Annotated in this window: 18 protein-coding genes; 12 read left to right on the top strand and 6 right to left on the bottom strand. The window is 72.0% G+C overall.

Annotation, left to right across the window (positions count from 1 at the left end; all coding sequences use genetic code 11):
* Positions 1–62 precede the first annotated feature (62 nt).
* The 4 genes from MYF83_RS07810 (at position 63) to MYF83_RS07830 (ending at position 7,566) form a co-directional block, all read left to right on the top strand.
* Positions 63–2,144 (top strand): sensor histidine kinase, encoded by a 2,082-nt coding sequence (locus MYF83_RS07810; protein ID WP_248959514.1) that lies wholly within the window; start codon positions 63–65, stop codon positions 2,142–2,144.
* Positions 2,145–2,146: 2 nt separating this feature from the next.
* Positions 2,147–4,114, top strand: coding sequence for a sensor histidine kinase (locus tag MYF83_RS07815; RefSeq protein WP_248959515.1), 1,968 nt, complete (start codon positions 2,147–2,149; stop codon positions 4,112–4,114).
* A 73-nt stretch (positions 4,115–4,187) separates the two neighbouring features.
* Positions 4,188–5,642, top strand: coding sequence for a BTAD domain-containing putative transcriptional regulator (locus MYF83_RS43635; protein ID WP_308201412.1), 1,455 nt, complete (start codon positions 4,188–4,190; stop codon positions 5,640–5,642).
* A gap of 133 nt (positions 5,643–5,775) precedes the next feature.
* Positions 5,776–7,566, top strand: coding sequence for an NAD+ synthase (locus MYF83_RS07830; protein WP_248959516.1), 1,791 nt, complete (start codon positions 5,776–5,778; stop codon positions 7,564–7,566).
* 138 nt (positions 7,567–7,704) lie between these two features.
* On the opposite strand, the gene MYF83_RS07835 is transcribed toward MYF83_RS07830, so the two are convergent.
* Positions 7,705–8,310: a TetR/AcrR family transcriptional regulator gene (locus MYF83_RS07835; protein ID WP_248959517.1), complete on the bottom strand. Its 606-nt coding sequence runs from the start codon at positions 8,308–8,310 to the stop codon at positions 7,705–7,707.
* 7 nt (positions 8,311–8,317) lie between these two features.
* Positions 8,318–9,877 (bottom strand): MFS transporter, encoded by a 1,560-nt coding sequence (locus tag MYF83_RS07840; RefSeq protein WP_248959518.1) that lies wholly within the window; start codon positions 9,875–9,877, stop codon positions 8,318–8,320.
* Between the two features lie 261 nt (positions 9,878–10,138).
* Between MYF83_RS07840 and panB the strand changes: the two genes are divergently transcribed.
* Positions 10,139–10,990, top strand: a complete 852-nt coding sequence (panB, locus tag MYF83_RS07845; protein WP_248959628.1) for a 3-methyl-2-oxobutanoate hydroxymethyltransferase — start codon at positions 10,139–10,141, stop codon at positions 10,988–10,990.
* A gap of 193 nt (positions 10,991–11,183) precedes the next feature.
* Here the strand turns inward: panB and MYF83_RS07850 are convergent, their stop codons facing one another.
* Both MYF83_RS07850 and npdG read right to left on the bottom strand, forming a co-directional pair.
* The gene (locus tag MYF83_RS07850; protein ID WP_248959519.1) at positions 11,184–12,359 is read right to left on the bottom strand and encodes a trans-sulfuration enzyme family protein; all 1,176 of its coding nucleotides are present in this window, start codon (positions 12,357–12,359) and stop codon (positions 11,184–11,186) included.
* Positions 12,360–12,519: 160 nt separating this feature from the next.
* A complete protein-coding gene (gene npdG / locus MYF83_RS07855) occupies positions 12,520–13,191 on the bottom strand; it encodes an NADPH-dependent F420 reductase (protein ID WP_248959520.1) in 672 nt (223 codons plus the stop codon).
* Positions 13,192–13,290: 99 nt separating this feature from the next.
* Between npdG and MYF83_RS07860 the strand changes: the two genes are divergently transcribed.
* Entirely contained in the window at positions 13,291–13,875 is a 585-nt protein-coding gene (locus MYF83_RS07860) for a hypothetical protein (RefSeq protein ID WP_248959522.1), read from the top strand.
* 461 nt (positions 13,876–14,336) lie between these two features.
* Positions 14,337–14,597 carry a CBU_0592 family membrane protein gene (locus MYF83_RS07865; RefSeq protein WP_248959523.1) on the top strand — a complete coding sequence of 87 codons (261 nt, stop codon included), beginning with the start codon at positions 14,337–14,339 and terminating at the stop codon, positions 14,595–14,597.
* Here MYF83_RS07865 and MYF83_RS07870 read toward each other — a convergent pair.
* Entirely contained in the window at positions 14,594–14,776 is a 183-nt protein-coding gene (locus tag MYF83_RS07870) for a hypothetical protein (RefSeq protein ID WP_248959524.1), read from the bottom strand. The genes MYF83_RS07865 and MYF83_RS07870 overlap by 4 nt on opposite strands.
* Before the next feature lie 102 nt (positions 14,777–14,878).
* Between MYF83_RS07870 and map the strand changes: the two genes are divergently transcribed.
* Positions 14,879–15,727 carry a type I methionyl aminopeptidase gene (gene map, locus MYF83_RS07875; protein WP_248959525.1) on the top strand — a complete coding sequence of 283 codons (849 nt, stop codon included), beginning with the start codon at positions 14,879–14,881 and terminating at the stop codon, positions 15,725–15,727.
* A 482-nt stretch (positions 15,728–16,209) separates the two neighbouring features.
* Here the strand turns inward: map and MYF83_RS07880 are convergent, their stop codons facing one another.
* The gene (locus MYF83_RS07880) at positions 16,210–17,073 is read right to left on the bottom strand and encodes a hypothetical protein (protein WP_248959526.1); all 864 of its coding nucleotides are present in this window, start codon (positions 17,071–17,073) and stop codon (positions 16,210–16,212) included.
* Between the two features lie 254 nt (positions 17,074–17,327).
* Here MYF83_RS07880 and MYF83_RS07885 point away from each other — a divergent pair, with 254 nt between their 5' ends.
* The 4 genes from MYF83_RS07885 to MYF83_RS07900 all read left to right on the top strand — a co-directional run bounded on the left by MYF83_RS07885 (position 17,328) and on the right by MYF83_RS07900 (position 21,619).
* Positions 17,328–17,969: a DedA family protein gene (locus MYF83_RS07885; protein WP_248959527.1), complete on the top strand. Its 642-nt coding sequence runs from the start codon at positions 17,328–17,330 to the stop codon at positions 17,967–17,969.
* Positions 17,956–19,203: a sensor histidine kinase gene (locus MYF83_RS07890; RefSeq protein ID WP_248959528.1), complete on the top strand. Its 1,248-nt coding sequence runs from the start codon at positions 17,956–17,958 to the stop codon at positions 19,201–19,203. The genes MYF83_RS07885 and MYF83_RS07890 overlap by 14 nt, the downstream gene beginning before the upstream one ends.
* Complete coding sequence (locus tag MYF83_RS07895) at positions 19,194–19,838, top strand: response regulator transcription factor (protein ID WP_248959529.1); 645 nt, start codon at positions 19,194–19,196, stop codon at positions 19,836–19,838. The genes MYF83_RS07890 and MYF83_RS07895 overlap by 10 nt, the downstream gene beginning before the upstream one ends.
* A gap of 98 nt (positions 19,839–19,936) precedes the next feature.
* Positions 19,937–21,619: a thiamine pyrophosphate-requiring protein gene (locus MYF83_RS07900; RefSeq protein ID WP_248959530.1), complete on the top strand. Its 1,683-nt coding sequence runs from the start codon at positions 19,937–19,939 to the stop codon at positions 21,617–21,619.
* Positions 21,620–21,625 lie beyond the last annotated feature (6 nt).

Consider the following 21,625-nt stretch of genomic DNA (forward strand, 5'->3'; position numbering starts at 1 on the left):
CGACCCATACTTTCCGGATGCCTCCCGCGCCGTCGGGAGCGCAGAGGGAGGACACGGGGGACATGCGCCGGCTCAGCTTCGTGGCGGGGACGCTGGCCGCCACTTCGGCCGGCCTGGTCGCGATCGGACTCGTGCTCCGCTTCCAGGTCCCCCTGCCCGAGCGCATCCGGCCGGGCGTCATGACCGGGGACGACGTGGTGGGCGTGGTCTATCCCGCGCTGGGGCTGCTGCTCGTCCTGCGGCGGCCCCGCCTCCTGGTGGCCTGGCTGATGCTGACGGGGGGCTTCGCCACGGCGACGCTCGGCCTGTCGCAGGCGTTCTGGGAACGTTCCTATCTCGCGGGCGACCTGCGCACGGCCTCGCTCATCGGCGACTACAACGCCACCGTCGGGGCGTTGTGCATCATCGCCGTCGACCTCCTGCTGCCCCTGCTCTTCCCCGACGGCAGGCTGCCCTCGCGCCGCTGGCGTCCGGTCGCGGGGTTCGCCGTCGGCATCGTCGCGTTCCTGGCCTTCCTCTACCTCGTCCGGCCCTCCGTCCCCGGCTCGCCGGCCGGGCCGAACCCCTTCGAGATCGCGGCCCTCGCGCCGGTCGGCGACTGGCTCGGCCGCCTCGGCGCCGACTGGTACCTGATCGCCGAAGGGCTCTGCGTGCTGTCCCTGGTGGACCGGTTCCGCACCGCCGACCCCGCCGGCCGCCGCCAGGTGGGCTGGCTGCTGTACGCGGTGGCCGCCAACTGGGCCGTCGAGCACTGGATGCCCTTCTCCGTGCCCGCCATGCTGACCACGGCCGCCATCCCGGCCGCCATCGGCATCGCGGTGACGCGGTACCGCCTGTACGGCATCGACACCCTGGCCAGCCGGACCCTGATCGCGGCCGGGCTCGTCGGCGCCGTCGGGGTGGTCTACTTCGCGGTGAGCACGCTCGGCCTGGTCGCCGCGGGCCTCGGCCAGCTCGCCGGCCTGGCCGCCGCCCTGTTCGCCGGCGCCGCCTTCCAGCCCCTGCGGCGAGGGCTGCGCAGGGTGATCGACCTGATGTTCTACGGCCAGAGCGGTGACCCGCGCCGGTTCGCCGACCGGCTCACCACGGAGGTCCACTCGGCCGAGCCGGTGAGCGCCCTGGCGGCCGTGGTGGCGACGGTCCGCGACGCCCTCGCCGTCTCCGGCGTCGCCGTCGAGGTGATCGGCGGCCGGCCCGGGCGCGTGGCGACGGGGCTGGTCGGCCCGTCCCCTCGCGAGGTACGGCTGGTCTGGCACGGCGAGCCCGTCGGGCGGCTGCTCATCGGGCGGCCCGGGCCGAGACGCTTCCCGCTGGCCCACGACGAGCGCATGATCGCGGTGCTGACGCCGTTCGTGGCCGACGTCGCCCATGCGGTCCGCATGGCCGCCGACCTGCAACGCTCGCGGGAGCGGATCCTCACCGCCCGCGAGGAGGAGCGCCGCCGGCTGCGCCGCGACCTGCACGACGGGCTCGGGCAGGCCCTCGGCGACATGGCCATGGCGATCACCATGGCGAGGAGGGTGCTGCGCGGCTCCCCCGAGTCGGCCGAGCAGTTGCTGGCCCGGCTGCGGGCTGACATGGACCGGGTGACCGGCGAGATCCGCGAGCTGGTGTACGGGCTGCGCCCGCCCGCGCTGGACGACCTCGGCCTGGCGGAGGCCCTGCGGCGGCTGGCCGAACCGGACGCGACCCTCACGGTGGAGGGCGCGCTGGACGGGCTCCCCGCCGCCGTCGAGGTGGCCGCCTACCGCATCACCCAGGAGGCCCTGACCAACGCGCGGCGCCACGCGCGGGCGTCCCGCGTGGTGGTGGGGCTGTCCCGCTCGCCCGGCGCGCTGCGGCTGAGCGTCCGGGACGACGGCCGCGGCCTGCCTCCGAAGGTGCGCGCGGGCGTGGGTCTGTCGTCCATGCGGGAGCGCGCGGCGGAGCTGGGAGGCACCTGCTCCATCACGGCCGTCCCCGCCGGCGGCACCCTGGTCGAGGTGAGCCTCCCGCTCAGACCGGCAGAAGGGAAGCCGGACGGCACCACCGGGCCGGACGGCCCGGCTGATCCGCTTTTCGGGAGTTCCGCCCCCTCGACGGGCCATAATCCTCTCGGTGGCGGGAGGCCGGGGAGTGCCCCCGCCATCGAGAAGGGTGCGTAGCGATGGTGCGGATCACAGCGGCACGGGCGGCCGCCGCCGCGACGGCGGTGGTCTCGCCCCTCCTCACCGTCGCCTCATTCCTGATCCAGCTCGGGCTTCCGCCCGGATGGCGGCCCAGCGTCCCCATGAGCCCCGACTTCGCGGCCGGCCTCACCTTCCCGGTGGTGGGCGCCTTCCTGGTGTTCCACCGGCCCCGCCTGAGCATGGCCTGGCTGATGTGCCTCGGCGGCCTGAGCGCGGGGATCAGCGAGTTCTGCGGCATGCTGATGTTCCGGGTGGCCTCGCAGGGTGACCTCGTCACGGCGGGCTACCTGCGCTATCCCTACATCGTCGGCTGGGCGCTGGGCGGCATGTCCCTGGCCATGTTGCTGCCCCTGTTCTCCCCCGACGGCAGGCTGCCCTCCCGCCGCTGGTGGCCGGTCGCCGCCCTCGGCATCGTCTCCATATCCGTCGAGCTCGCGCGCCAGATCGTCCGGCCGCAGCCGCATCCCTACCCCTGGCCCGCCGTCATCCCGAACCCGGTGGCGGTCGAGGCGCTCCGGCCGTACAACGAGCTGATCAACCAGGTCGCCTGGGTGGGCATCTTCGGCGCCGTGGTGCTGTCGCTGCTGTCCCTCGCGGTCCGGTTCCGCCGTCCGGACTCGGTGGTGCGGCGGCAGATCGCCTGGCCGCTGCTGGCCTTCGCCGGGTACGTGCTGTTCATGCTGCCCGGTGAGCGGACGTGGCTTCCCGCCACCATCTGGGTGGCCCTCATCCCGATCGCCATCGCCTTCTCGGTGATGCGCTACCGGCTCTACGGCATCGACACCATCGTCAGCAGGGCGTTCGTCGCGGCGGGCGTCCTGGCCGTGGTCAGCGGCGTCTACTTCGGGATCGGCGGCCTGTCCAGCCTGGTCGTCTCCCAGCAGCACCAGGTGGCGGGCCTGGTCGCCGCCCTGTTCGCCGGGGCCTTCTTCCAGCCGCTGCGGCGCGCGCTCCAGCGGCTCGTCGACCGCATGCTGTACGGCCGCGTCGGCGACCCCCGGCTGCTCGCCGAGCGCCTGACCCAGGAGGTCCGCAAGGCGGACCCGGCCAAGGCGCTGTCGTCGGTGGTGACGGTCCTGCAGGACGGCCTGGCCGTCGAGGGGGCGGCGGTGGAGGTCATGGACGGCAACCCCCGCTACGTCGAGAGCGGGCGGGTCGGCGAGACGCCCCGGCAGATCCCCCTGGTGTGGCACGGCGAGACAGTGGGCCACCTGCTGCTCGGGCCCCCGGGCGCGCGCCGCTTCGCCGCCGCCCATGACGAGCGCGTGCTCAGCACGCTGGCTCCGTACGCGGCGGACGTCGCCCACGCCGTGCGCATGGCCGCCGACCTGCAACGCTCACGCGAGCGGATCCTCACCGCCCGTGAGGAGGAGCGCCGCCGACTGCGCCGCGACCTGCACGACGGGCTCGGGCAGACCCTCTCCTCGATGGCCATGACGATCAACCTGGCGCGCAGCAGCCTGAAGACCTCCCCCGAATCCGCCGACACCCTGCTCCGCGACCTGCGGACCGGCATGGACGCCGTCTCGGGCGACATCAGGCAGCTGGTGTACGGGCTGCGCCCGCCCGCGCTGGACGACCTGGGGCTGGCGGACGCCGTCCGCGCCCTGGCCGGCGAGGGGCCTCCGGCGGCCACCGTGGAGACCACCGGCGAGCTGTCCGACCTGCCCGCCGCCGTGGAGGTCGCCGTGTACCGCATCGTGCAGGAGGCGCTCACCAACATGCGCCGGCACGCGCACGCCACGAGCGCCCGCATCGACCTCGACCGCGGCCCCGGCACGCTGCGGGTACGCGTGGCCGACGACGGCGCGGGCCTGCCGGACCGGCCGAGGGCGGGAGTCGGGCTGACCTCGATGCGGGAGCGGGCCGCCGAGCTGGGCGGCACGTGCGGCGCGGTGTCCATGCCGGGCGGCGGCACGGTCGTCGAGGCCGTGCTCCCCGTCTGACCGGCCCGCCGTCCTCACAAAGCGGCGTCCGCCGTATGGTTGCGCGGGATTTGGCTCTACGCTATGCGCTGCGATGTTGAAATTTCATGCTCTTGGGCCGTTCCGGGCGCTCCTCCAAGACACGGTGCTCGATCTGGGCGGGCAGCGCCAGCAGGCCGTCCTCGCCCGGCTCCTCGTGGCGCACGGCCGTGCCGTCCCCATGAGCGTGCTGATCGACGAGCTGTGGCCCGGCGAGCCCCCCGCGCAGGCGCTCTCCACGATTCAGGGCTACGTCTCACGGCTGCGCCGCGCGCTGGAGCCGGACCGCGCCCCCCGCGAGGAGGCGGCGGTACTGGTCACCGCGCCGCCGGGGTACGCGCTGCGCACCGGCACCGAGGCCGTCGACACCTGGCTGTTCGAGAAGCTCGTGCGCGCCGAGCCCGGCGAGGACGCGGCGGCGGTGTGGGAGCGCATGGAGCGGGCTCTCGCGTTGTGGCGGGGGCCGGCCCTGGCCGAGTTCGCGGACCTGCCGTGGGCCGCCGCCGAGGCGATGCGGCTGGACGAGCTGCGCCTCATGGCGGTCGAGCACCGCGCCGACGCGGCGCTGCGCCTGGGCAGGGCCGCCGCGGCCATCCCCGACCTGGAGGCCCACGCCTCGGCGCATCCCCTGCGCGAGGAGGCGTGGCGGCTGCTCGCCCTCGCCCTGTACCGGGCGGGGCGGCAGGGTGACGCCCTTGGCGCGCTGCGCCGGGCGCGCACGCTGCTCCGGGAGGAGCTCGGGCTGGACCTCGGCACGACGCTGCAACGCCTGGAGCGGGACATCCTCGCCCAGGCGGCGCACCTGGACGCCCCCGCCCATGACGTCCCGGTCGCCGGGACGCGCGCGCAGGACGCCTCGACGCTGCGGGTGGTGGTCGCCGACGACCAGGCCCTCGTGCGCACCGGGCTGCGGGTCATCCTGGAGAGCGAGCCCGGCCTGGAGCTGGCCGGCGAGGCCGAGGACGGCGAGCAGGCCATCGCGCTGATCCGGCGCACCCAGCCCGACCTGGTCCTCATGGACATCTCCATGCCGCGGCTGGACGGCCTGGCGGCGGCCCGGCGGATCCTCGCCGACGCCGCCCCGCCGAAGGTCGTCATGATGACCACCTTCGGCACCGACGACAACCTGTACGCGGCCCTGCGGGCGGGGGTCAGCGGTTTCGTGCTGAAGACCTCCGCGCCCGAGCAGCTCATCGCGGCCATCCGGGCGGCGGCGGCGGGGGACGCACTGATCGACCCCGCCGTGACGACCCGCCTCATCGCCACCTTCGCCGGACGAAGCGACCCTGCCGTCCCGCCGGCGCTGCACGGCCTGTCCGACGGCGACCTGGACCTGGTGAAGCTGGTGGCGCGCGGGTCGACCAACCAGCAGATCGCGGCGACGCTGGCCGTGCCGGAGGAGGCGGTGGCCACCTCGATCGCCTCCGTCCTTTCGCGGCTCGGCCTGTTCGACCGCGCCCAGCTCGTCGTGCTGGCCTACGAGTCGGGGCTGATCAGCCCTAGGGGCTAGAACCTGTGCGAGGGTCCTGCGCGTCGCGGCGGGCCGGCGGTGGCGACCCGCCGCCGGCGATCACGAGGGTCTCCCGTCCACAGGGGTGATCCAGCGCTCTCCCGTCGTGACCGCCACACGTAAGGTGGAGACCGTGCCTCAACTGCGAATAGCCCTCGCCCAGACAAACCCGGCGGTGGGCGACCTCTCCGCCAACGCCGGCCAACTCGTCGAGTGGACGCGGCGCGCCGCAGATCGCGGCGCGCACCTGGTCGTCTTCACGGAGATGTTCCTGACCGGCTATCCCGTCGAAGACCTCGTGCTGCGCACCTCCTTCGTCGACGCCTCGATCGCCACCCTGTCGGCAGCCGCCACCCGGCTGGCCGAGGAGGGCCTCGGTGAGATCCCGGTGGTCGTGGGATACGTCGACCGCTCCGGGGTCACGCCGCGCGCCGGGCAGCCGAAGGGGGCGCCGCTGGACGCCGCCGCGCTGCTGCACCGTGGCCGGGTGGTCACCAAGACCGCCAAGCACCACCTGCCGAACTACGGCGTCTTCGACGAATACCGCTACTTCATCCGCGGCGACCGGCTCCCGATCTTCCGGCTGCACGGCGTCGACGTGGCGATCGCCGTCTGCGAGGACCTCTGGCAGGAGGGCGGCCCGGTGTCGGCCGTCGCCGAGGCGGGCGCGGGCCTGCTCGTGGTGCCCAACGCCTCGCCCTACGAGCGCGAGAAGGACGACGTACGGCTGGCGCTGTGCGCGAGCCGCGCGCGCGAGGCCGGATGCGCCCTCGCCTACGCCAACCAGGTCGGCGGTCAGGACGAGCTCATCTTCGACGGCGACTCCATCGTGGTGGACGCCTCCGGTGAGCTGATCGCCCGTGCCGGCCAGTTCCGCGAGGAGCTCCTGGTCACCGATCTGGAGCTGCCGCTCGCCGACCCGCAGGCCGCTCCGGGGTCGTTCCCCGTGGACGCCGGGGACGGCACCACGATCACCGTCGAGCGTCTTGAGCTGTCACGCGACCCGCTGCCCGCCTACACCCCCGAGCCGCCGACGGTCGCCCCGCGCCTCGACGATCTCGAAGAGGTCTACTCGGCGCTGGTCCTCGGCGTGCGCGACTACTTCACCAAGAACGGCTTCCAGTCGGTCATCCTCGGCCTGTCGGGCGGCATCGACTCGGCGCTGACCGCCACCATCGCCGCCGACGCCGTCGGCCCCGACCGCGTGCACGTCGTCCTCATGCCCTCCCGGCACTCCTCCGACCACTCGGTGAGCGACGCGCGCGACCTCGTCGAGCGACAGGGGCTGCACTCCCGGCTGGTCCCCATCGAGGGCATCGTCGACGCCTTCGAGAAGGAGATCGACCTGCACGGCCTGGCCGCCGAGAACCTCCAGGCGCGCGTGCGCGGCATGCTGCTCATGAGCCTGTCCAACGAGCACGGCCACCTGGTGCTGACCACGGGCAACAAGAGCGAGCTCGCGACCGGCTACTCCACGCTCTACGGCGATTCCGCCGGCGGCTTCGCCCCGATCAAGGACGTGCTCAAGACGACGGTGTGGCAGCTGTCCGGCTGGCGCAACGCGCAGGCCGGCCGCCAGAGCGATCTGCTGCACCCCTTCGCCGTGCCGCCCATCCCGGAGAACTCCATCACCAAGGAGCCGAGCGCCGAGCTGCGCCCCGACCAGCGCGACACCGACTCCCTGCCGCCCTACGACGTGCTCGACCGGCTGCTCGCCGACTACGTCGAGCACGACATGGGCAAGGGTGAGCTCGTGGCCGCGGGGCACGACCCCGAGCTGGTGGCCAGGGTCATCCGGCTCGTCGACCTCGCCGAGTACAAGCGCCGGCAGTATCCCCCGGGCCCGAAGATCACCCCGAAGAACTTCGGCCGCGACCGCCGGCTCCCCATCACCAACCGCTGGCGCGAGACCCCCGCCTCCTGACGGCCCACGGCCCGGCGGGGCGTCCGGGCCGATGACGGCGACGAGCGCCTTCCAGGGCAGCGAACCGCGCTGACCGGCATACCGGTCAGCGCGGTCGTCGGGTGACGGCACCGGGGACGGCCCGCCGTCCCGGCCCTTTCAGGGACGCAGGCCCTGAAGGATCAGGTCGGCGATGCGCTCGGCGAGATCGGCGGGGAGTTCGGCATCGTCATCACGCCACTTGGTGAAGAACATCATCGCGCCGGACAGCGCGGCCATCGCCACCTCGACGTCCACGTCGGCACGGAGCTCCCCCGAGTCGACGCCTCGCTGGATCGCCGACCGCAGGACCTCCCGCCGGGGCCGGACCACGATCTCGCGGAAGCGCTCCGCCAGGTGCGGGAAGCGCTCGGACTCGCTCAGCGCGATGTTCATGATGCAGCGAGTGCGCGGATGGTGGGTCTCCAGCTGCATCGCCGACAGGTAGAGGATGACGTCATCGCGTACCGACGTGCCCGCGAGCTCCGGGATCGGAGCCTTCAGGCTGGCCAGCGCGTCGACGACGAGCTCCTCCTTGTTGGACCAGCGCCGGTAGATGGTGGTCTTCCCGACGCCCGCCCGGGCGGCGATCGCCTCGATGGAGAGTTCGGCGACACCGGTGCCTTCGGCGATCATGTCCATCGCCGCATCGATGATCGCCTTCTCCGCCTTCTCGCTGCGGGGACGGCCGGGCGTGCGGACCGCACCCATCTGCTCAGTCATCATGGTGATCTCACACTACTGCCGGTTCCTTGTTTTCCGCTCGAGCCGCCGGCGTCGCGCCCGCGTTCTTGCCCGGAAGCCACTTGGCCACGACCGCCGCGCCGATCAGGGCGACGACGGCGCCGCAGAGCGCCGTGACGTGCATGCCGTCCATGAACGCCTGCTTGGCGGGCTCGACGAGCGCCGCGCCCTTGGGGCCGAGCGCCTGGGCGACGCCCATGGTGGCCGTGATGGACTCGCCCGCCGCGTGCCGGAGGTTCTCGGGAAGCACCGACAGCGAGCCCGCCATGTTGTCGCGGTAGGTGGCCGACAGGAGCGAGCCGAGGATGGCGACGCCCAGCGCGCCGCCCACCTGCCGGACCGTGTTGGTCATCGCCGAGCCGACGCCGGCCTTCTCGCGGGGCAGCGAGGACATGACCGCCTCGGTGGCCGGCGGGTTGATGTTGGCCATGGCCGCGCCCTGGACGAAGCCGATGAGCTCGAAGACCCAGATCGAGGTGTCGACCTGCAGGAGCGTGTAGCTGGCCAGCGCGGCGGCCACGACCACCAGGCTCACGGTGGCGACCGACTTGGCGCCGAACCTGCGGACCGCCTGGGCGCTCAGCGGCGAGAAGATGAGCTGCGCCGCCGCGAAGGGCAGCACGAGCGCGCCGGCCTGCAGCGGGCTGTAGCCCTTGACGATCTGCAGGTAGAACGCCAGGAAGAACATCACGCCCATCATCGCGAAGAACACCAGCCCGACGCTCGCGACGGCCGTGGAGAACCTCGGGATGGCGAAGTAGCGCACGTCGAAGGCCGGGTGGGTGGCCCTGCGCTCGTGCCGGACGAAGGCCGCGAGCACCGCGATGCCGGCGAGGCCGGGCAGCCACACCTCGGGGTCCAGGACGGTGCCGAGCTCGCCGCCCTTGATGATGCCGTAGACGACGCCGACCAGGCCGATGACGGAGAGCAGCACGCCGACCGGGTCGAGCTGGGCCTTGTCGGGGTTCCTGGACTCGGGCACCAGGAGGGCGATCAGCACCGAGCTGATGAGCACGACCGGCACGTTCACCAGGAACACCGAGCCCCACCAGAAGTGCTCCAGCAGCAGGCCGCCGGTGATCGGGCCGATGGCGATGGCCAGGCCGACGCCGCCCGCCCAGATGCCGATCGCCTTGCCGCGCTCCTGCGGCGCGAAGACGTTGGAGATGATCGCCAGCGTGGCGGGCATGACGGCGGCGCCGCCGAGGCCCATGGCGGCTCGCGCGAAGATCAGCTGGGTGGGATCCTGCGCGTAGGCGCTGGCCAGGGAGGCCAGGCCGAACAGGACCATGCCGATCTGCAACATGCGCTTACGGCCGAACCGGTCACCGAGCACTCCGAAGGTGAACAGCAGACCGGCGAAGACCAGCGTGTAGGAGTTGATGGCCCACTCGAGCTGGCTCTGGGTCGCTCCGAGGCCTGCCACCGGATCGGAGATGACCTTCAGCGCGACGTTGAGGATCGTGTTGTCGAGCACGATCGCCAGCAAACTGAACACCATCACGCCGAGGATCCGCCATCGGCGCGGGTGACCTGTCGGTTCTTCCACGGTTGTCCCCCATGAAGTTTCGCTTCGAGAATTTCGATACGATTGAGTTTCGCAACGCTACCGTAGCGCTTGGGGATTCGATACGCAACCGTTCCGTTTCAATATCCTCGCGACCCTCGGCCCGGCCATCGGTGACAGGGATCTCACGCCGCCAGGGGATGAGGAAGAGACATCCCGGGTGTTGCCATATCGGTCAGGCGTGCGATGATCTGACCGTCCGGGGACGCCACAAGGGCGCCTCGAGGCCTGGAGGGATCCATGATGTCCTCTACGTCAGCCATTTCCAGCTCGTCGACCACGCTCTACGGCGGCCAAGCTGGGCGCAGGGTGACCGTCCGCGACATCTCCGCCGCCAAGGAGCGCGGCGAGAAGTGGCCGATGGTCACCGCCTACGACGCGATGACCGCCAGGGTGTTCGACGAGGCCGGCATCCCGGTCATGCTCGTGGGCGACTCGGCCGCGATGGTGGTCTACGGCTATGACTCGACCCTGCCCGTCTCCGTCGGCGACCTCATCCCGCTCACGGCGGCGGTGGTCCGCGGCTCCTCGCGGGCGATGGTCGTCGCCGACCTCCCCTTCGGCTCCTACCAGTCCTCTCCGCAGCAGGCGCTGGAGTCGGCGGCGCGGTTCATGAAGGAGGCCGGCGCCCACGCGGTCAAGCTGGAAGGCGGCCGCCGCGTGCTGCCCCAGGTCGAGACCCTCGTCTCGGCCGGCATCCCGGTGATGGGCCACCTCGGCCTGACCCCGCAGTCCGTCAACGTCTTCGGCGGCTACCGCGTACAGGGACGCGGCCAGTCCGGTGACGAGCTGATGGCCGACGCCAAGGCCCTGGAGCACGCCGGCGTCTTCTCCGTCGTCCTCGAATGCGTACCCGCCGACCTGGCCGCGCGGGTCACCGCCGCCCTGTCGGTCCCCACGATCGGCATCGGCGCGGGCCCCTCATGCGACGCCCAGGTGCTCGTCTGGCAGGACCTCATGGGCCTCACCCCGCGTCCGGCGAAGTTCGTGAAGAAGTACTTCGACCTGGCCGGGGAGATGGACCACGCGGTCCGCGCATTCGCCGACGAGGTGGTCTCCGGCGCCTTCCCCGCCGCCGAGCACAGCTACCACTGACCCGGGCCTCACCCCCACTTCCCCGCCGACGCGACAGCCGTACCGCCACTCCCGGCGGTACGGCCCCGCGCGAATCCAAGCCCGCGTATCCGGGTTACCTCCCGGTGTGCTGCTTGTGGAATCGGCGCCGCGACGGCGAGGAGTGGTACGGCGATGCCGGCGCCGCCGTACGGCGGGGGACCTGGCGCCGGGGTCAGTGCTCCAGGGCCTGGACGAAGTCGGCCCACAGGTCCTCGGGGTGCTCGATGCCTACCGCCACGCGCACGGTGCCCTCGCCGATGCCCGAACTCTCCAGTTCCGCGGCGGTGAGCGAGCGGTGCGACGTCGTGGCCGGGTGCAGGATCAGCGTCTCGACGCCGCCGAGCGAGGGGGCGAGCAGCGCCAGCCGTACCGAGCTCATGAACCTCTCGCCGGACGCGCGGCCGCCGGTCAGGTCGAAGGAGAACACCCCGCCGAAGTCGGGCAGCAGCTTGGCCGCCAGCTCGTAGGAGGGGTGCCCGGGCATGCCCGGCCAGTGCACGGCGTCGACGGCCGGGTGCTCGGCGAGCCGGGTGGCGAGGATCCGGGTGTTCTCGCAGTGCCGCGCCATGCGCAACGGGAGGGTCTGCATGCCCCGCAGCGTCAGCCAGGCGGCGAAGGGGTCGAGAGTCGCGCCGAGCTTCGTGGAGTACGCCCAGAGCCTCCGGTAGAGCGCATCATCGGCGAAGACGGCGATCCCGCCGAGCACGTCGCTGTGGCCGCTCAGGTACTTCGTCGTGGAGTGGACGACGATGTCGGCGCCGTGCTCCAGCGGCCGGCACAGGATGGGCGAGGCGAAGGTGTTGTCCACCACGGCGACCACCCCCGCCTCACGGGCGACGGCGCACATGCCGGGAAGGTCGGCCACCTGGGTCATCGGGTTCGCGATGGTCTCCAGGTACAGCAGCTTGGTCTCCGGCCGCAGGGCCTCGCGCGCCGCCACCGGGTCGTCCTGATCGACGTAGGTGACCGAGACGCCGAACCGGGCGCCGAGATCGGCGATCGAGGCGGCCGTCCCGCCGTAGAGCGGCCTCTGGGCGATCAGGTGGTCACCGGGCTGGAGCAGCCCGAACAGCACGCTGTTGATCGCGCCCATGCCGGAGCCGGCGGCCACGGCGGCCACGCCGCCCTCCAGGTCGGCGACCGCCTCTTCCAGGGCGCGCACGGTGGGGTTGCTGAGTCGTCCGTACACGAAGGCGCCATCGGGGCGGCCCATGCCGTCCGCGAACACGGCGGGATCGTCGAAGACGAATCCGGAGGTCTGGTACAGGGGCACCGCGATCGGCGTGCTGCCGTTCAGGGGCGGTTGGGGCAAGTGGACGGCACGGGTATCCGGGTGCAGAGAACTCATGCCGTCAAGAATGACCGTAAAAGCCCCCTTTGTCAGATTTCCTGGCCGGACGCGGCGCCATTCCGGATGTGGCGCCTATCCGTACTCGGCCCCTGACCCGCCCGTCCCTCCCCGTGACCCTCTTCACCGGCCCGCTCACCCCTGAGCGAGGGTGGGGCGCTCAGACGTCGGTGACGCGGAGGCCGGCGTGGGCCTTGTAGCGGCGGTTGATCGAGATCAGGTTGGCGGTGAACGCCTCGATCTGGCGGGCGTTGCGGAGCCGTCCCCCGTAGATGCCGCGCGCGCCCGGGATCTGGGATGCCAGCGCCTGGACGGTGTCGGTCGCCTCGCGGTCGTCGCCGAGCACGAGCACGTCAAGGTCGATCTCCGCCACACCCGGGTCGAGCAGCAGCACGGCGGAGACGTGGTGGAAGGCCGCGACGACCCGGCTCCCGGTCAGGACGGCCGCCGCCTGCTGGGCCGCGCTGCCCTCCTCGACGTCCAGCGCGAAGGCCCCCTGCTTGTCGAACCCCAGGGGGTTGACGCAGTCGATGACGATCTTGCCGGTCAGCTCCGAACGCAGCGACTCCAGGATGGACCGGTGCCCGTCCCACGGCACCGCCACGATGACGACGTCGGCCTCGGCGGCGACGCTCGCGTTCTCGGCGCCCCGGACCGGAAGGCCGGGGCCGAGGCTGTCGGCGGCCTCCTGCGCCCGCGAGGCGTTGCGCGATCCGATCAAGACCTGGTGCCCGGCCATGGCGAACCGGCGGGCCAGCCCCTTGCCCTGGTCTCCCGTGCCACCGAGGATCCCCACCGACAGGTCGCTGACGTCCCGAAGCGCATCGCTCATGATGTGGCTCTTCTCCTTGCTCGGCTCGCGATTCTCCCCGATCATGCCAGGTGGTTCATATCGCGACGGCGGCGGGGGCGATGATGCACCATGGAGCCCATGGACGCTGCGTCGGTGGCCTTCCTGCGCGAGGCGCTCTCCACCACCCGATGGGTGGAGCGCACCCGCGAGCTCGGGTCCCGCCTCCGCTCGACCCGCACGCCCGGAGGGCTGCTCCTGGTCGGCACCCCGCAGGAGGAGCCGTGGCACCTCGCCGCCCACCTCGACGACGAGGCGCGCATGTCCGGGCTCGCCCAGCTCGCTCCCACACTGGTGCGCTGGTCCCCGCCGCCCGGCGCGGCGCCTCACCTCGCGGTGGGCATCGACCGCATCGAGGCCGTGCGCCGGGGTGAGACCTTGTTCGTCGTCGCCGAGGACAAGGCTCCCGTGCCGCTGCTCGAGCGTGTCGACGACGCGCGGCGCACGGGGGCGACGATCCTCGCTTTGGACGGCGGCGACCCCGAGCTGGAGGGCCTGGCCCACGACGCTCTGGCCGTGCCGGCCCAGGACGGCCTGTTCACCTTCGACGCGGCGCAGCATCTCGTGAGCCTGGCCGCCGGCGAGGCACGGCGATCACGCTCCCGGCTGATCGACCGGCTGGCCCGCCTCGCCGAACGCATCACCGGCCCCAGCGTGAGCGACTGAAGCCGAGTCCCGGGCAGGGCGCCGGCCCGCGAAGCGCGACTCCCGAACGGCCCGGCGGCATCGGGAGCCGGGCGGCCGGGAGATATCGAGAGCCTTAAGATATCGGGAACCGCGGCGGCCGGGAGATACCGGGAGCAAAACGTACGCCAAGATGGGACGCGGTTGCGCTCGCTTCTGAAGACTGCACATCCGCGTGGAACTGCCGCCGCGTCGTCCGGGGGGCGGCTGCGCCCATCGACAGTAGCGTTAGCGGCGACACCGCTGAAAAGGGCGTGACGTGGGAAAACACCGACGCCGCCGATCGCGCCGACCGGCACTTCCCGCAGCGCCGGCACGCACATGGATTGGGGGAGCTCCATTGCACTACAGGACCTCACGCCGGAAATATCCAGCTTTATACGCTCCTTCCCGCCTCCAACGCCTCCCCCAGAGGCCGGCCCCGCTGACGGAGACCTGAAGCGGTGCCTCTCCTCATCGACATCCTGGGCATGCTCGGCGCCGGGGTGCTGCTCTACGCCTACGCCATGCTGTCGACGCGCAGGATGTCAGGTGACAGCCTCGCCTACCAGCTTCTCAACCTCGGCGGAGCGATCGCCTTAATGATCAACTCCGCCTGCCATCTCGCGTGGCCGTCCGCCGTGCTCAACCTCATCTGGTGCGGCATCGGCATACTCGCCCTGTGGCGACTGGCGGTCACCCGGCCCTGGAAGCGCCAGGTCTAGTCACCGTCCCACTCCTTGTCCTCCTCCTGCCAGGTCTTGTTGCGGGCGGCGGCCGTCTGCAGCGCCGCCGCCGCTTCCTCTCGCGTGGCATAGGGGCCGAGGCGATCTTTGTTCGGGCAGCCCTTCTCCGGCTCGACCGCCATGTGCTTCAGGCAGAACCACCACTGGTCAGCGCTCATGTGTCCTCCTCGCACGGTGGCCTTCAAGCATGCCCCCGAAACACCCGCCACGCTCGCTCTCAGGCAGATCCTGCCCCCTTCGAGCAGAACTAGACTTGGCGCATGACGACACTGCTCCGGCCAGGGCGGCTCTCGCCCACCCGCAAGGTTCCCGCCCACATCGAGCGCCCGGAGTATGTCGGCCGCAAGGAACCCCGCCGGGGCGAGTCCGACGTGCAGACGCCCGAGACGATCGAGCGCATGCGCGTCGCCGGGCGCATCGCCGCCCAGGCGCTGGAGGAGGTCGGCCGCCACATCGCCCCGGGCGTGACCACCGACGAACTCGACCGCATCGGGCACGAGTTCCTCTGCGACCACGACGCCTACCCCTCGACGCTCGGCTACCGCGGCTATCCCAAGTCGCTGTGCACCTCGCTGAACGAGGTGATCTGCCACGGCATCCCCGATGACACCGTGCTCAAGGACGGCGACATCATCAACATCGACATCACCGCCTACATCGGCGGCGTGCACGGCGACACCGACGCCACCTACCTGGTCGGCGAGGTGGACGAGGAGTCGCGGCTGCTGGTCGAGCGCACGCGCGAGGCCATGATGCGGGCGATCAAGGCCGTGGCCCCCGGGCGCCAGCTCAACATCGTGGGACGGGTGATCTCGGCCTACGCCAAGCGTTTCGGGTACGGCGTGGTGCGCGACTTCACCGGGCACGGCATCTCGACCTCGTTCCACTCCGGCCTGATCGTGCCGCACTACGACGACCCTTCGCTGTCGGTCACGCTGGTGCCCGGCATGACCTTCACGATCGAGCCCATGCTCACCCTCGGCACCATCGAGTACGACGTGTGGCCCGACGGCTGGACCGCCGTCACCAAGGACCGCAAGCGGACCGCCCAGTTCGAGCACACGATCCTCGTAACCGACACCGCCAGCGAAATCCTCACCCTCCCCTAGCCCCCGCCCTCCCCCCAGCACACCGCGGCCCCACCTCCCAGCACACCGCGGCCCCACCTCCCAGCGCACTGCGGCCCCACCTCCCAGCACACCCATCGAACCCGCCCACAACCCCCCGCCACCACGCCCACGCCCGATCGCCGGCACGCCGACGGCCCACCTTCACCCGGACCGCCTTGCTCTCTCCGCTCGCTGTGGTGCTTGCGCGTCCGGCGCCGCGGCGGTGAGAGGCGGTACGGCGATGCCGGCGCCGTCGTACGGTGGCCGGCCGGGGAGCGTCCGGTGAGCGTCCGCGGGAACCGGGCTAGTTGACCTCCTCCCCCTCGTGAACGAGGGGGAATCCGACCCTCGCGGGTCAGGTTTCCTGCTTCACCGCCGGTCGCCCGCCAGAGAGGACTCCCTCCTTTGAGCTCTTACACCAGCTCCACAGGCGTTTCACCTCTCTGCCAGCCCGGCAGCGAGGATGTTCTTGGCCGCGTTGATTAAAGAGATTCGATGAAGGCGAACCACCAGACCAGCAGGGTGACGGCCACGCCCGCCGCGACGATCGACGGCCACCGGAAGCGGCTGCGGAACAGCAGGACGACACTGAGCAGGGCCGACAGCGCCGCCAGGGTGCCGTACCAGGTCACGGCCGTCGGGACGCCGACGGCCAGCGCGGTCTCGTTGGTCGCCGCCGCCCGGTAGACGCCCACCACCGCCAGCAACGTGAACGCCACCCCGGCCAGGCCGGCCACCGTCGTCAGGGCCACCACCGAGGAGACCCTGCCCTCCGGCCGCCGCCGCGTGAGCGCCGTCAACCCCGCGACCAGTTGCACGGCGGAGGTCACGAAGAAGAGCGCGAACGGGATCAGCAGCCACCAGGCACCCGTGCTGACCCGGTAAACGGCCGCGGTCAGGTGGAACTCTCCCTGCCTCCAGATCCGGTAGGGAGCCTGCCGCGGATCGCAGGGCGCCGCCGCGCGAGGATCGGCGACGAACGCCGAGATGGTCTGCCGGCCGCACCGGCTCGACAGGAAGACGGCGTGCCCCACACCCGCGAACTCCACGAACCGCGCGCCGGGCAACTCCCGGCTCACTTGCACGCCCCTGCGCTCCGGCACCACCAGGAACCCGCAGGGGGTGCCCGAGGGCACCGGAACAGGACATGCCCGCTCCTCCAGCCGCGGCGCCGTGATCGCGGAGCCGCGCGGAGCGGTGGCGGGGGCGGAGGTACGTGGGGTGAAGGGGGCGGCGGTGGCGAGGGTGGGGGTGAGGAGCAGGGTCATGGCGGTCGCGAAGAGTGTCACGCCGGTGACGGACCATCGCCGTGTCCGGTGGGCGGGGCCGCCGGGAAAGCGCGTCACGCGACGGCTCCGCTGAGCGAGGGGCGCACGGCGATCACTTCATCTGCTCCGTCCGACGAGGGTTCACACGGGTCCTGCCACGACACTAGTGACCTGATCTCCGCGACGACCGGCGAGCATCTGCCCTGTGGACAACGTCTCTAACGGCCCGCTCCGGCCTGCGGTTTTCCACAGCCCCGGGCTGCGGCATCCCCCCGAAAGCCCGACGGTTCTCCTCATGCCCTGATATGTCCGGTATTGATTAGCGTGCAGCCATGAACACCAACACCGTGGACGGCGTCGCCGGATGGGCGATCGGACTCATGGAACAGCTCGGGGCCCCAGGGGCGGGAGTGGCCATCGCCCTGGAGAACCTGTTCCCTCCGCTGCCGAGCGAGGTGATCCTTCCGCTGGCGGGGTTCACCGCGAGCAGGGGTGACATGAGCCTGTTCGACGCGCTCCTCTGGACCACCTTGGGCTCGGTGGTCGGCGCGCTCGCGCTGTACGCCGTCGGGGCGCTGCTGGGACGTGACCGGACGGTGGCGATCGCGGCCCGGCTGCCGCTCGTCAAGGTGTCCGACATCGAGAAGGCGGAGGCGTGGTTCGCCCGGCACGGCAAGAAGACGGTGTTCCTCGGGCGCATGATCCCGCTCTTCCGCAGCCTGATATCGGTTCCCGCCGGGGTGGAGCGCATGCCGCTCGTCCCCTTCGTGGGTCTCACCACGCTGGGCAGCCTGATCTGGAACACGATCTTCATCCTGGCCGGGCACCAGCTCGGGGAGAACTGGGGGCTGGTGGAGAGCTACGCGGGGATCCTGTCGAAGATCGTGCTCGGGGCGGTCGTGCTCGCCGCGGCGACCTTCGTGGCCGTACGGCTGAGCGAGCGGCGTCAGAAGGGCAGGCATGGCTCTCGCTGACCCGCCCGGCCCGGGAGCGGCGGGACGGGCCGCCCGGGTGCCGCTCGCGCTCCTGCTCGGCACGGGCACCGCCGTGGCCGAGCTGATCTACCTCGTCCTGGCCGGGATCGTCGCCCTCGGCTGCGTGACGAGCGCTCGGGGGCGGCGGGCGGCGACGCGCCTGATACTCGCGGGCGCCCAGCGGCTGGCCGCTCTTGAGGTGCGGCGGCTGCGGCTCATGGGCGCGGCCGCCATCCCCGTGCCCGGGTGGGAGAACGCGTCCGCCCTCGGGTCCCACGGCCGGCCGCGGCGCGAAGCGAGCGTGGAGCCCCAGCGGTACGAGGGGCGGCGCGCGCTCGCCTACGTGGCGGCTCGCTGGCCCGTCGGCGTCCTGGGCGGCATCGTGCTCCTGTTGCTCGTCCTGGGACTCGGCACCGGGGCACAGCTGGCCTGGGGTTGGGCGCTCGGTGAGAACTACGATGGCATCCCGCCCACGCCGCCCATCCTGCTCTACCTCGGCGTAGCCGGGATCGTGCTGCTGTTCCTCGACGTCACGGGCATGTTCGGGGTGGCGGCCCTGGAGCGTGCCCTGGCGCGACGGCTGCTCGGCCCGAGCACGACGGAACTGCTGGAACGGCGGATCGCCGAGCTGGCCGAGAGCCGAGCCGGGATCGTGGCGGCCGTGGACCAGGAGCGACGGCGCATCGAGCGTGACCTGCACGACGGGCTGCAGCAGCGGCTGGTCGCCCTCGCCATGCTGATCGGCAGGGCCCGCCGGGGACGCTCCCCCGAACTGCTCGATGCGCTGCTCCTGCAGGCGCACGAGGCGGCGAGGGAGGCGATCGGCGATCTGCGCGAGGTCGCCTGGCGGGTGTACCCGACGGGCCTGGACTCCTCCGGGCTGCGGGACGCGCTGGCCACGGTCGCCGAGCACGCGGCCGTACCGGTCGAGGTCCGCTACGACCTGGCCGAGCGGCCGGCGCCGACCATCGAGACCGCCGCCTACTTCGTGGTCTGCGAGGCGGTCACGAATGCCGCGAAACACGCGAACGCCCGGCTCATCACCGTCCATCTCGCCCGGCGGGAGACAATGATCGTCGTGCGCGTACACGATGATGGGCAGGGCGGGGCCGATCCCGCGGGCAGCGGCCTGTCCGGGCTGGCGCGCCGGGTCGCCGCGCTGGACGGCCGGTTCCACCTCCAGAGCCCCGCCGGAGGGCCGACCACCGTCGTCGCGGAACTGCCGTGCGAGTGATCCTGGCCGAGGACTCGACGCTGCTGCGCGAGGGCCTGGTGCGGCTTCTCCTCGAGGAGGGGCACGAGGTACCGGCCGCGGTGGGCGACGCCACCGCGCTCCTCGCGGCGGTGGCCGAGCACCGGCCCGACGTCGTGGTGGCGGACGTGCGGATGCCGCCGACGCACACCGACGAGGGGCTGCGGGCCGCGCTCGACATCCGGCGCCGGTGGCCGAAGACCCGCGTGCTCGTCCTGTCGCAGTACGTCGAGAAGCGCTACGCGACCGAGCTGATGAGCGGTGACGTCGAGGGCGTCGGCTACCTGCTCAAGGACCGGGTGGCCCAGGTCTCCGACTTCCTCGACGCCCTGGACCGGGTGGGCGCCGGGGGCGCGGCCTTCGATCCGGAGGTGGTGCGCCAGTTGCTCGCCCGCACGAGCCACGGCGATCCGCTGGCCACGCTGACGCCCAGGGAACGCGATGTGCTCGACCACATGGCCCAGGGCTGCACCAACGCGTCGGTCGCCGCGCAGCTCCACGTGTCGCAGAGCGCGGTCGAGAAGCACATCAATGCGATCTTCGAGAAGCTCGGGCTGTCCCACGTGACGGGCTACAGCCGCCGGGTGCTCGCCGTCCTGTGCTATCTCGGCTCCTGAACGCGGCGAGGGGGGAGACGGCGCGGGTGCTGATCTTCTACGCTCGATGTTCAATGCACCTTTAACGCGAAAAATGCTGTTATGTAAGGAGATACCGCGTGGACGACTTCCAGCCGGCGACCACCGCCGAGCACCTGCTGTGGCTACTCGCCGAGCACGGCGTCGAGCACCTCTTCCTCAACCCCGGCACGGACTCCGCCCCGTTGCAGGAGGCGGTCGCCACGCTGGCCAAGGCGGGAGTCCCCACCCCCAAGATCATCATCTGCTCCTTCGAGTCGGTCGCGCTGGCCGCCGCGCACGGCTACTGGCAGGTGACCCGCCGCCCGCAGTGCGTGTTCGTCCACGTGGACGTGGGCACGCAGAACCTCGGCGCCATGATGCACAACATGCTGCGCGACCGGGCCGGCGTGATCGTCATCGCGGGCAAGACGCCGTACGCCGAGGAGCCCGGCGCCCCCGGCGGCCGCTCGCACACGATCCACTGGCAGCAGGACGTCCCCGACCAGGCCGGCGTCGTCCGCGGGTACGCCAAGTGGGTCATGGAGATCACCCGGCCCGGCATGCTGGCCCGGGCGATCGGCCGCGCCGTGCAGGTGGCGACGGGCGGCCGCCCGGGTCCGGCGTACCTCATGGTGTCGCGCGACGTCCTCATGGACCCGCCCGCGCTCGAGCTCGGCCGCACGACCCGGTACGCCGTCCCGCGCCCGCCGGCGGCCGATCCGCAGACCGTGGACTGGCTCGCCGAGCGGCTCGCGGGCGCCGAGCGGCCGCTGCTCGTCACGGCGAAGGTGGGCCGGCGGCCCGAGGGGTTCCACGCGGTCACGCGTCTCGCCGACCTGGCGGGAATGCGGGTGATCGACCTCGCGGAGAGCGGCTGCGTCAACATCTCGACGTCCCACCCGATGAACCTGCTGTCCGCGGCGGACGGGCAGCGGGCCGTCGAGGAGGCGGATCTGATCATCATCGTGGACGCAGACGTGCCGTGGATCCCGAGGTTCACCCATCCCCGGGAGGATGCGACGATCGTCCACATCGACGTCGACCCACTCAGGACCGACATGCCGATGTGGACCTTCCCGGTCGACGTGGGGATCACCGCCGACGGCGCCACCGCGCTGGACCAGATCGCCGACCGCCTCCAGGAGATGGGCCGCACCGCGCCCCAGGCGAGCACGCCGGAGACCGCTCGGCCCGCCGAGGCGGCCACCGACGGGCCGATCACGGGGGTGGAGGTCGTCGCCGCGCTGAACGAGGTGCTGCGGCCGGACGACCTCGTCATCGAGGAGGCCGTGACGAACGCCCGCGCGCTGCACGAGGTCCTGAGCCGCACCGAGGCCGCGACGATGTACGGCACGGGATCGCCGGGCCTCGGCTGGGGGCTGGCCGGGGCGGTCGGCGTGAGCCTGGCCTCGCCGGGACGCCGCGTCGTGACCGTGGTGGGCGACGGCGCCTTCATGTTCGGCGTGCCCACGGCGGCGCTGTGCCTGGCGGCCGAGGCGGGCGCTCCGATCCTGGCGGTCGTGCTCAACAACGACGGCTACCGGGCCAGCCGGCTGCCCGTCTTCGAGCTCTTCCCGCAGGGTCTCTCGGCGACCCGGGGCGACGCCGAGGGGACGCGCTTCAGCGCGCCTCCGGACTTCGCGGCGGTGGCGCGCGCCTGCCACGCCGATGGGGAGACCGTCACCGACCGGGCGGACCTCATCCCCGCCCTCCAGAGGGGGCTGCGGGCCGTCGAATCGGGACGCTCCGCCGTGGTGGACGTCCACATCATCCGGGACTGACCGGCA

The sequence above is a fragment of the Sphaerisporangium perillae genome, assembly GCF_023276435.1.
GTDB lineage: Bacteria > Actinomycetota > Actinomycetes > Streptosporangiales > Streptosporangiaceae > Sphaerisporangium > Sphaerisporangium perillae.

Excerpts from the sequence above, each read along its gene's own strand:
- MYF83_RS07810 (WP_248959514.1), top strand. The coding sequence starts at position 63 with ATGCGCCGGCTCAGCTTCGTGGCGGGGACGCTGGCCGCCACTTCGGCC.
- MYF83_RS07815 (WP_248959515.1), top strand. The coding sequence starts at position 2,147 with ATGGTGCGGATCACAGCGGCACGGGCGGCCGCCGCCGCGACGGCGGTG.
- MYF83_RS43635 (WP_308201412.1), top strand. The coding sequence starts at position 4,188 with ATGTTGAAATTTCATGCTCTTGGGCCGTTCCGGGCGCTCCTCCAAGAC.
- MYF83_RS07835 (WP_248959517.1), bottom strand. The coding sequence starts at position 8,310 with ATGATGACTGAGCAGATGGGTGCGGTCCGCACGCCCGGCCGTCCCCGC.
- panB (WP_248959628.1), top strand. The coding sequence starts at position 10,139 with ATGTCCTCTACGTCAGCCATTTCCAGCTCGTCGACCACGCTCTACGGC.
- MYF83_RS07850 (WP_248959519.1), bottom strand. The coding sequence starts at position 12,359 with ATGAGTTCTCTGCACCCGGATACCCGTGCCGTCCACTTGCCCCAACCG.
- npdG (WP_248959520.1), bottom strand. The coding sequence starts at position 13,191 with ATGAGCGATGCGCTTCGGGACGTCAGCGACCTGTCGGTGGGGATCCTC.
- MYF83_RS07860 (WP_248959522.1), top strand. The coding sequence starts at position 13,291 with ATGGACGCTGCGTCGGTGGCCTTCCTGCGCGAGGCGCTCTCCACCACC.
- MYF83_RS07870 (WP_248959524.1), bottom strand. The coding sequence starts at position 14,776 with ATGAGCGCTGACCAGTGGTGGTTCTGCCTGAAGCACATGGCGGTCGAG.
- map (WP_248959525.1), top strand. The coding sequence starts at position 14,879 with ATGACGACACTGCTCCGGCCAGGGCGGCTCTCGCCCACCCGCAAGGTT.
- MYF83_RS07885 (WP_248959527.1), top strand. The coding sequence starts at position 17,328 with ATGAACACCAACACCGTGGACGGCGTCGCCGGATGGGCGATCGGACTC.
- MYF83_RS07890 (WP_248959528.1), top strand. The coding sequence starts at position 17,956 with ATGGCTCTCGCTGACCCGCCCGGCCCGGGAGCGGCGGGACGGGCCGCC.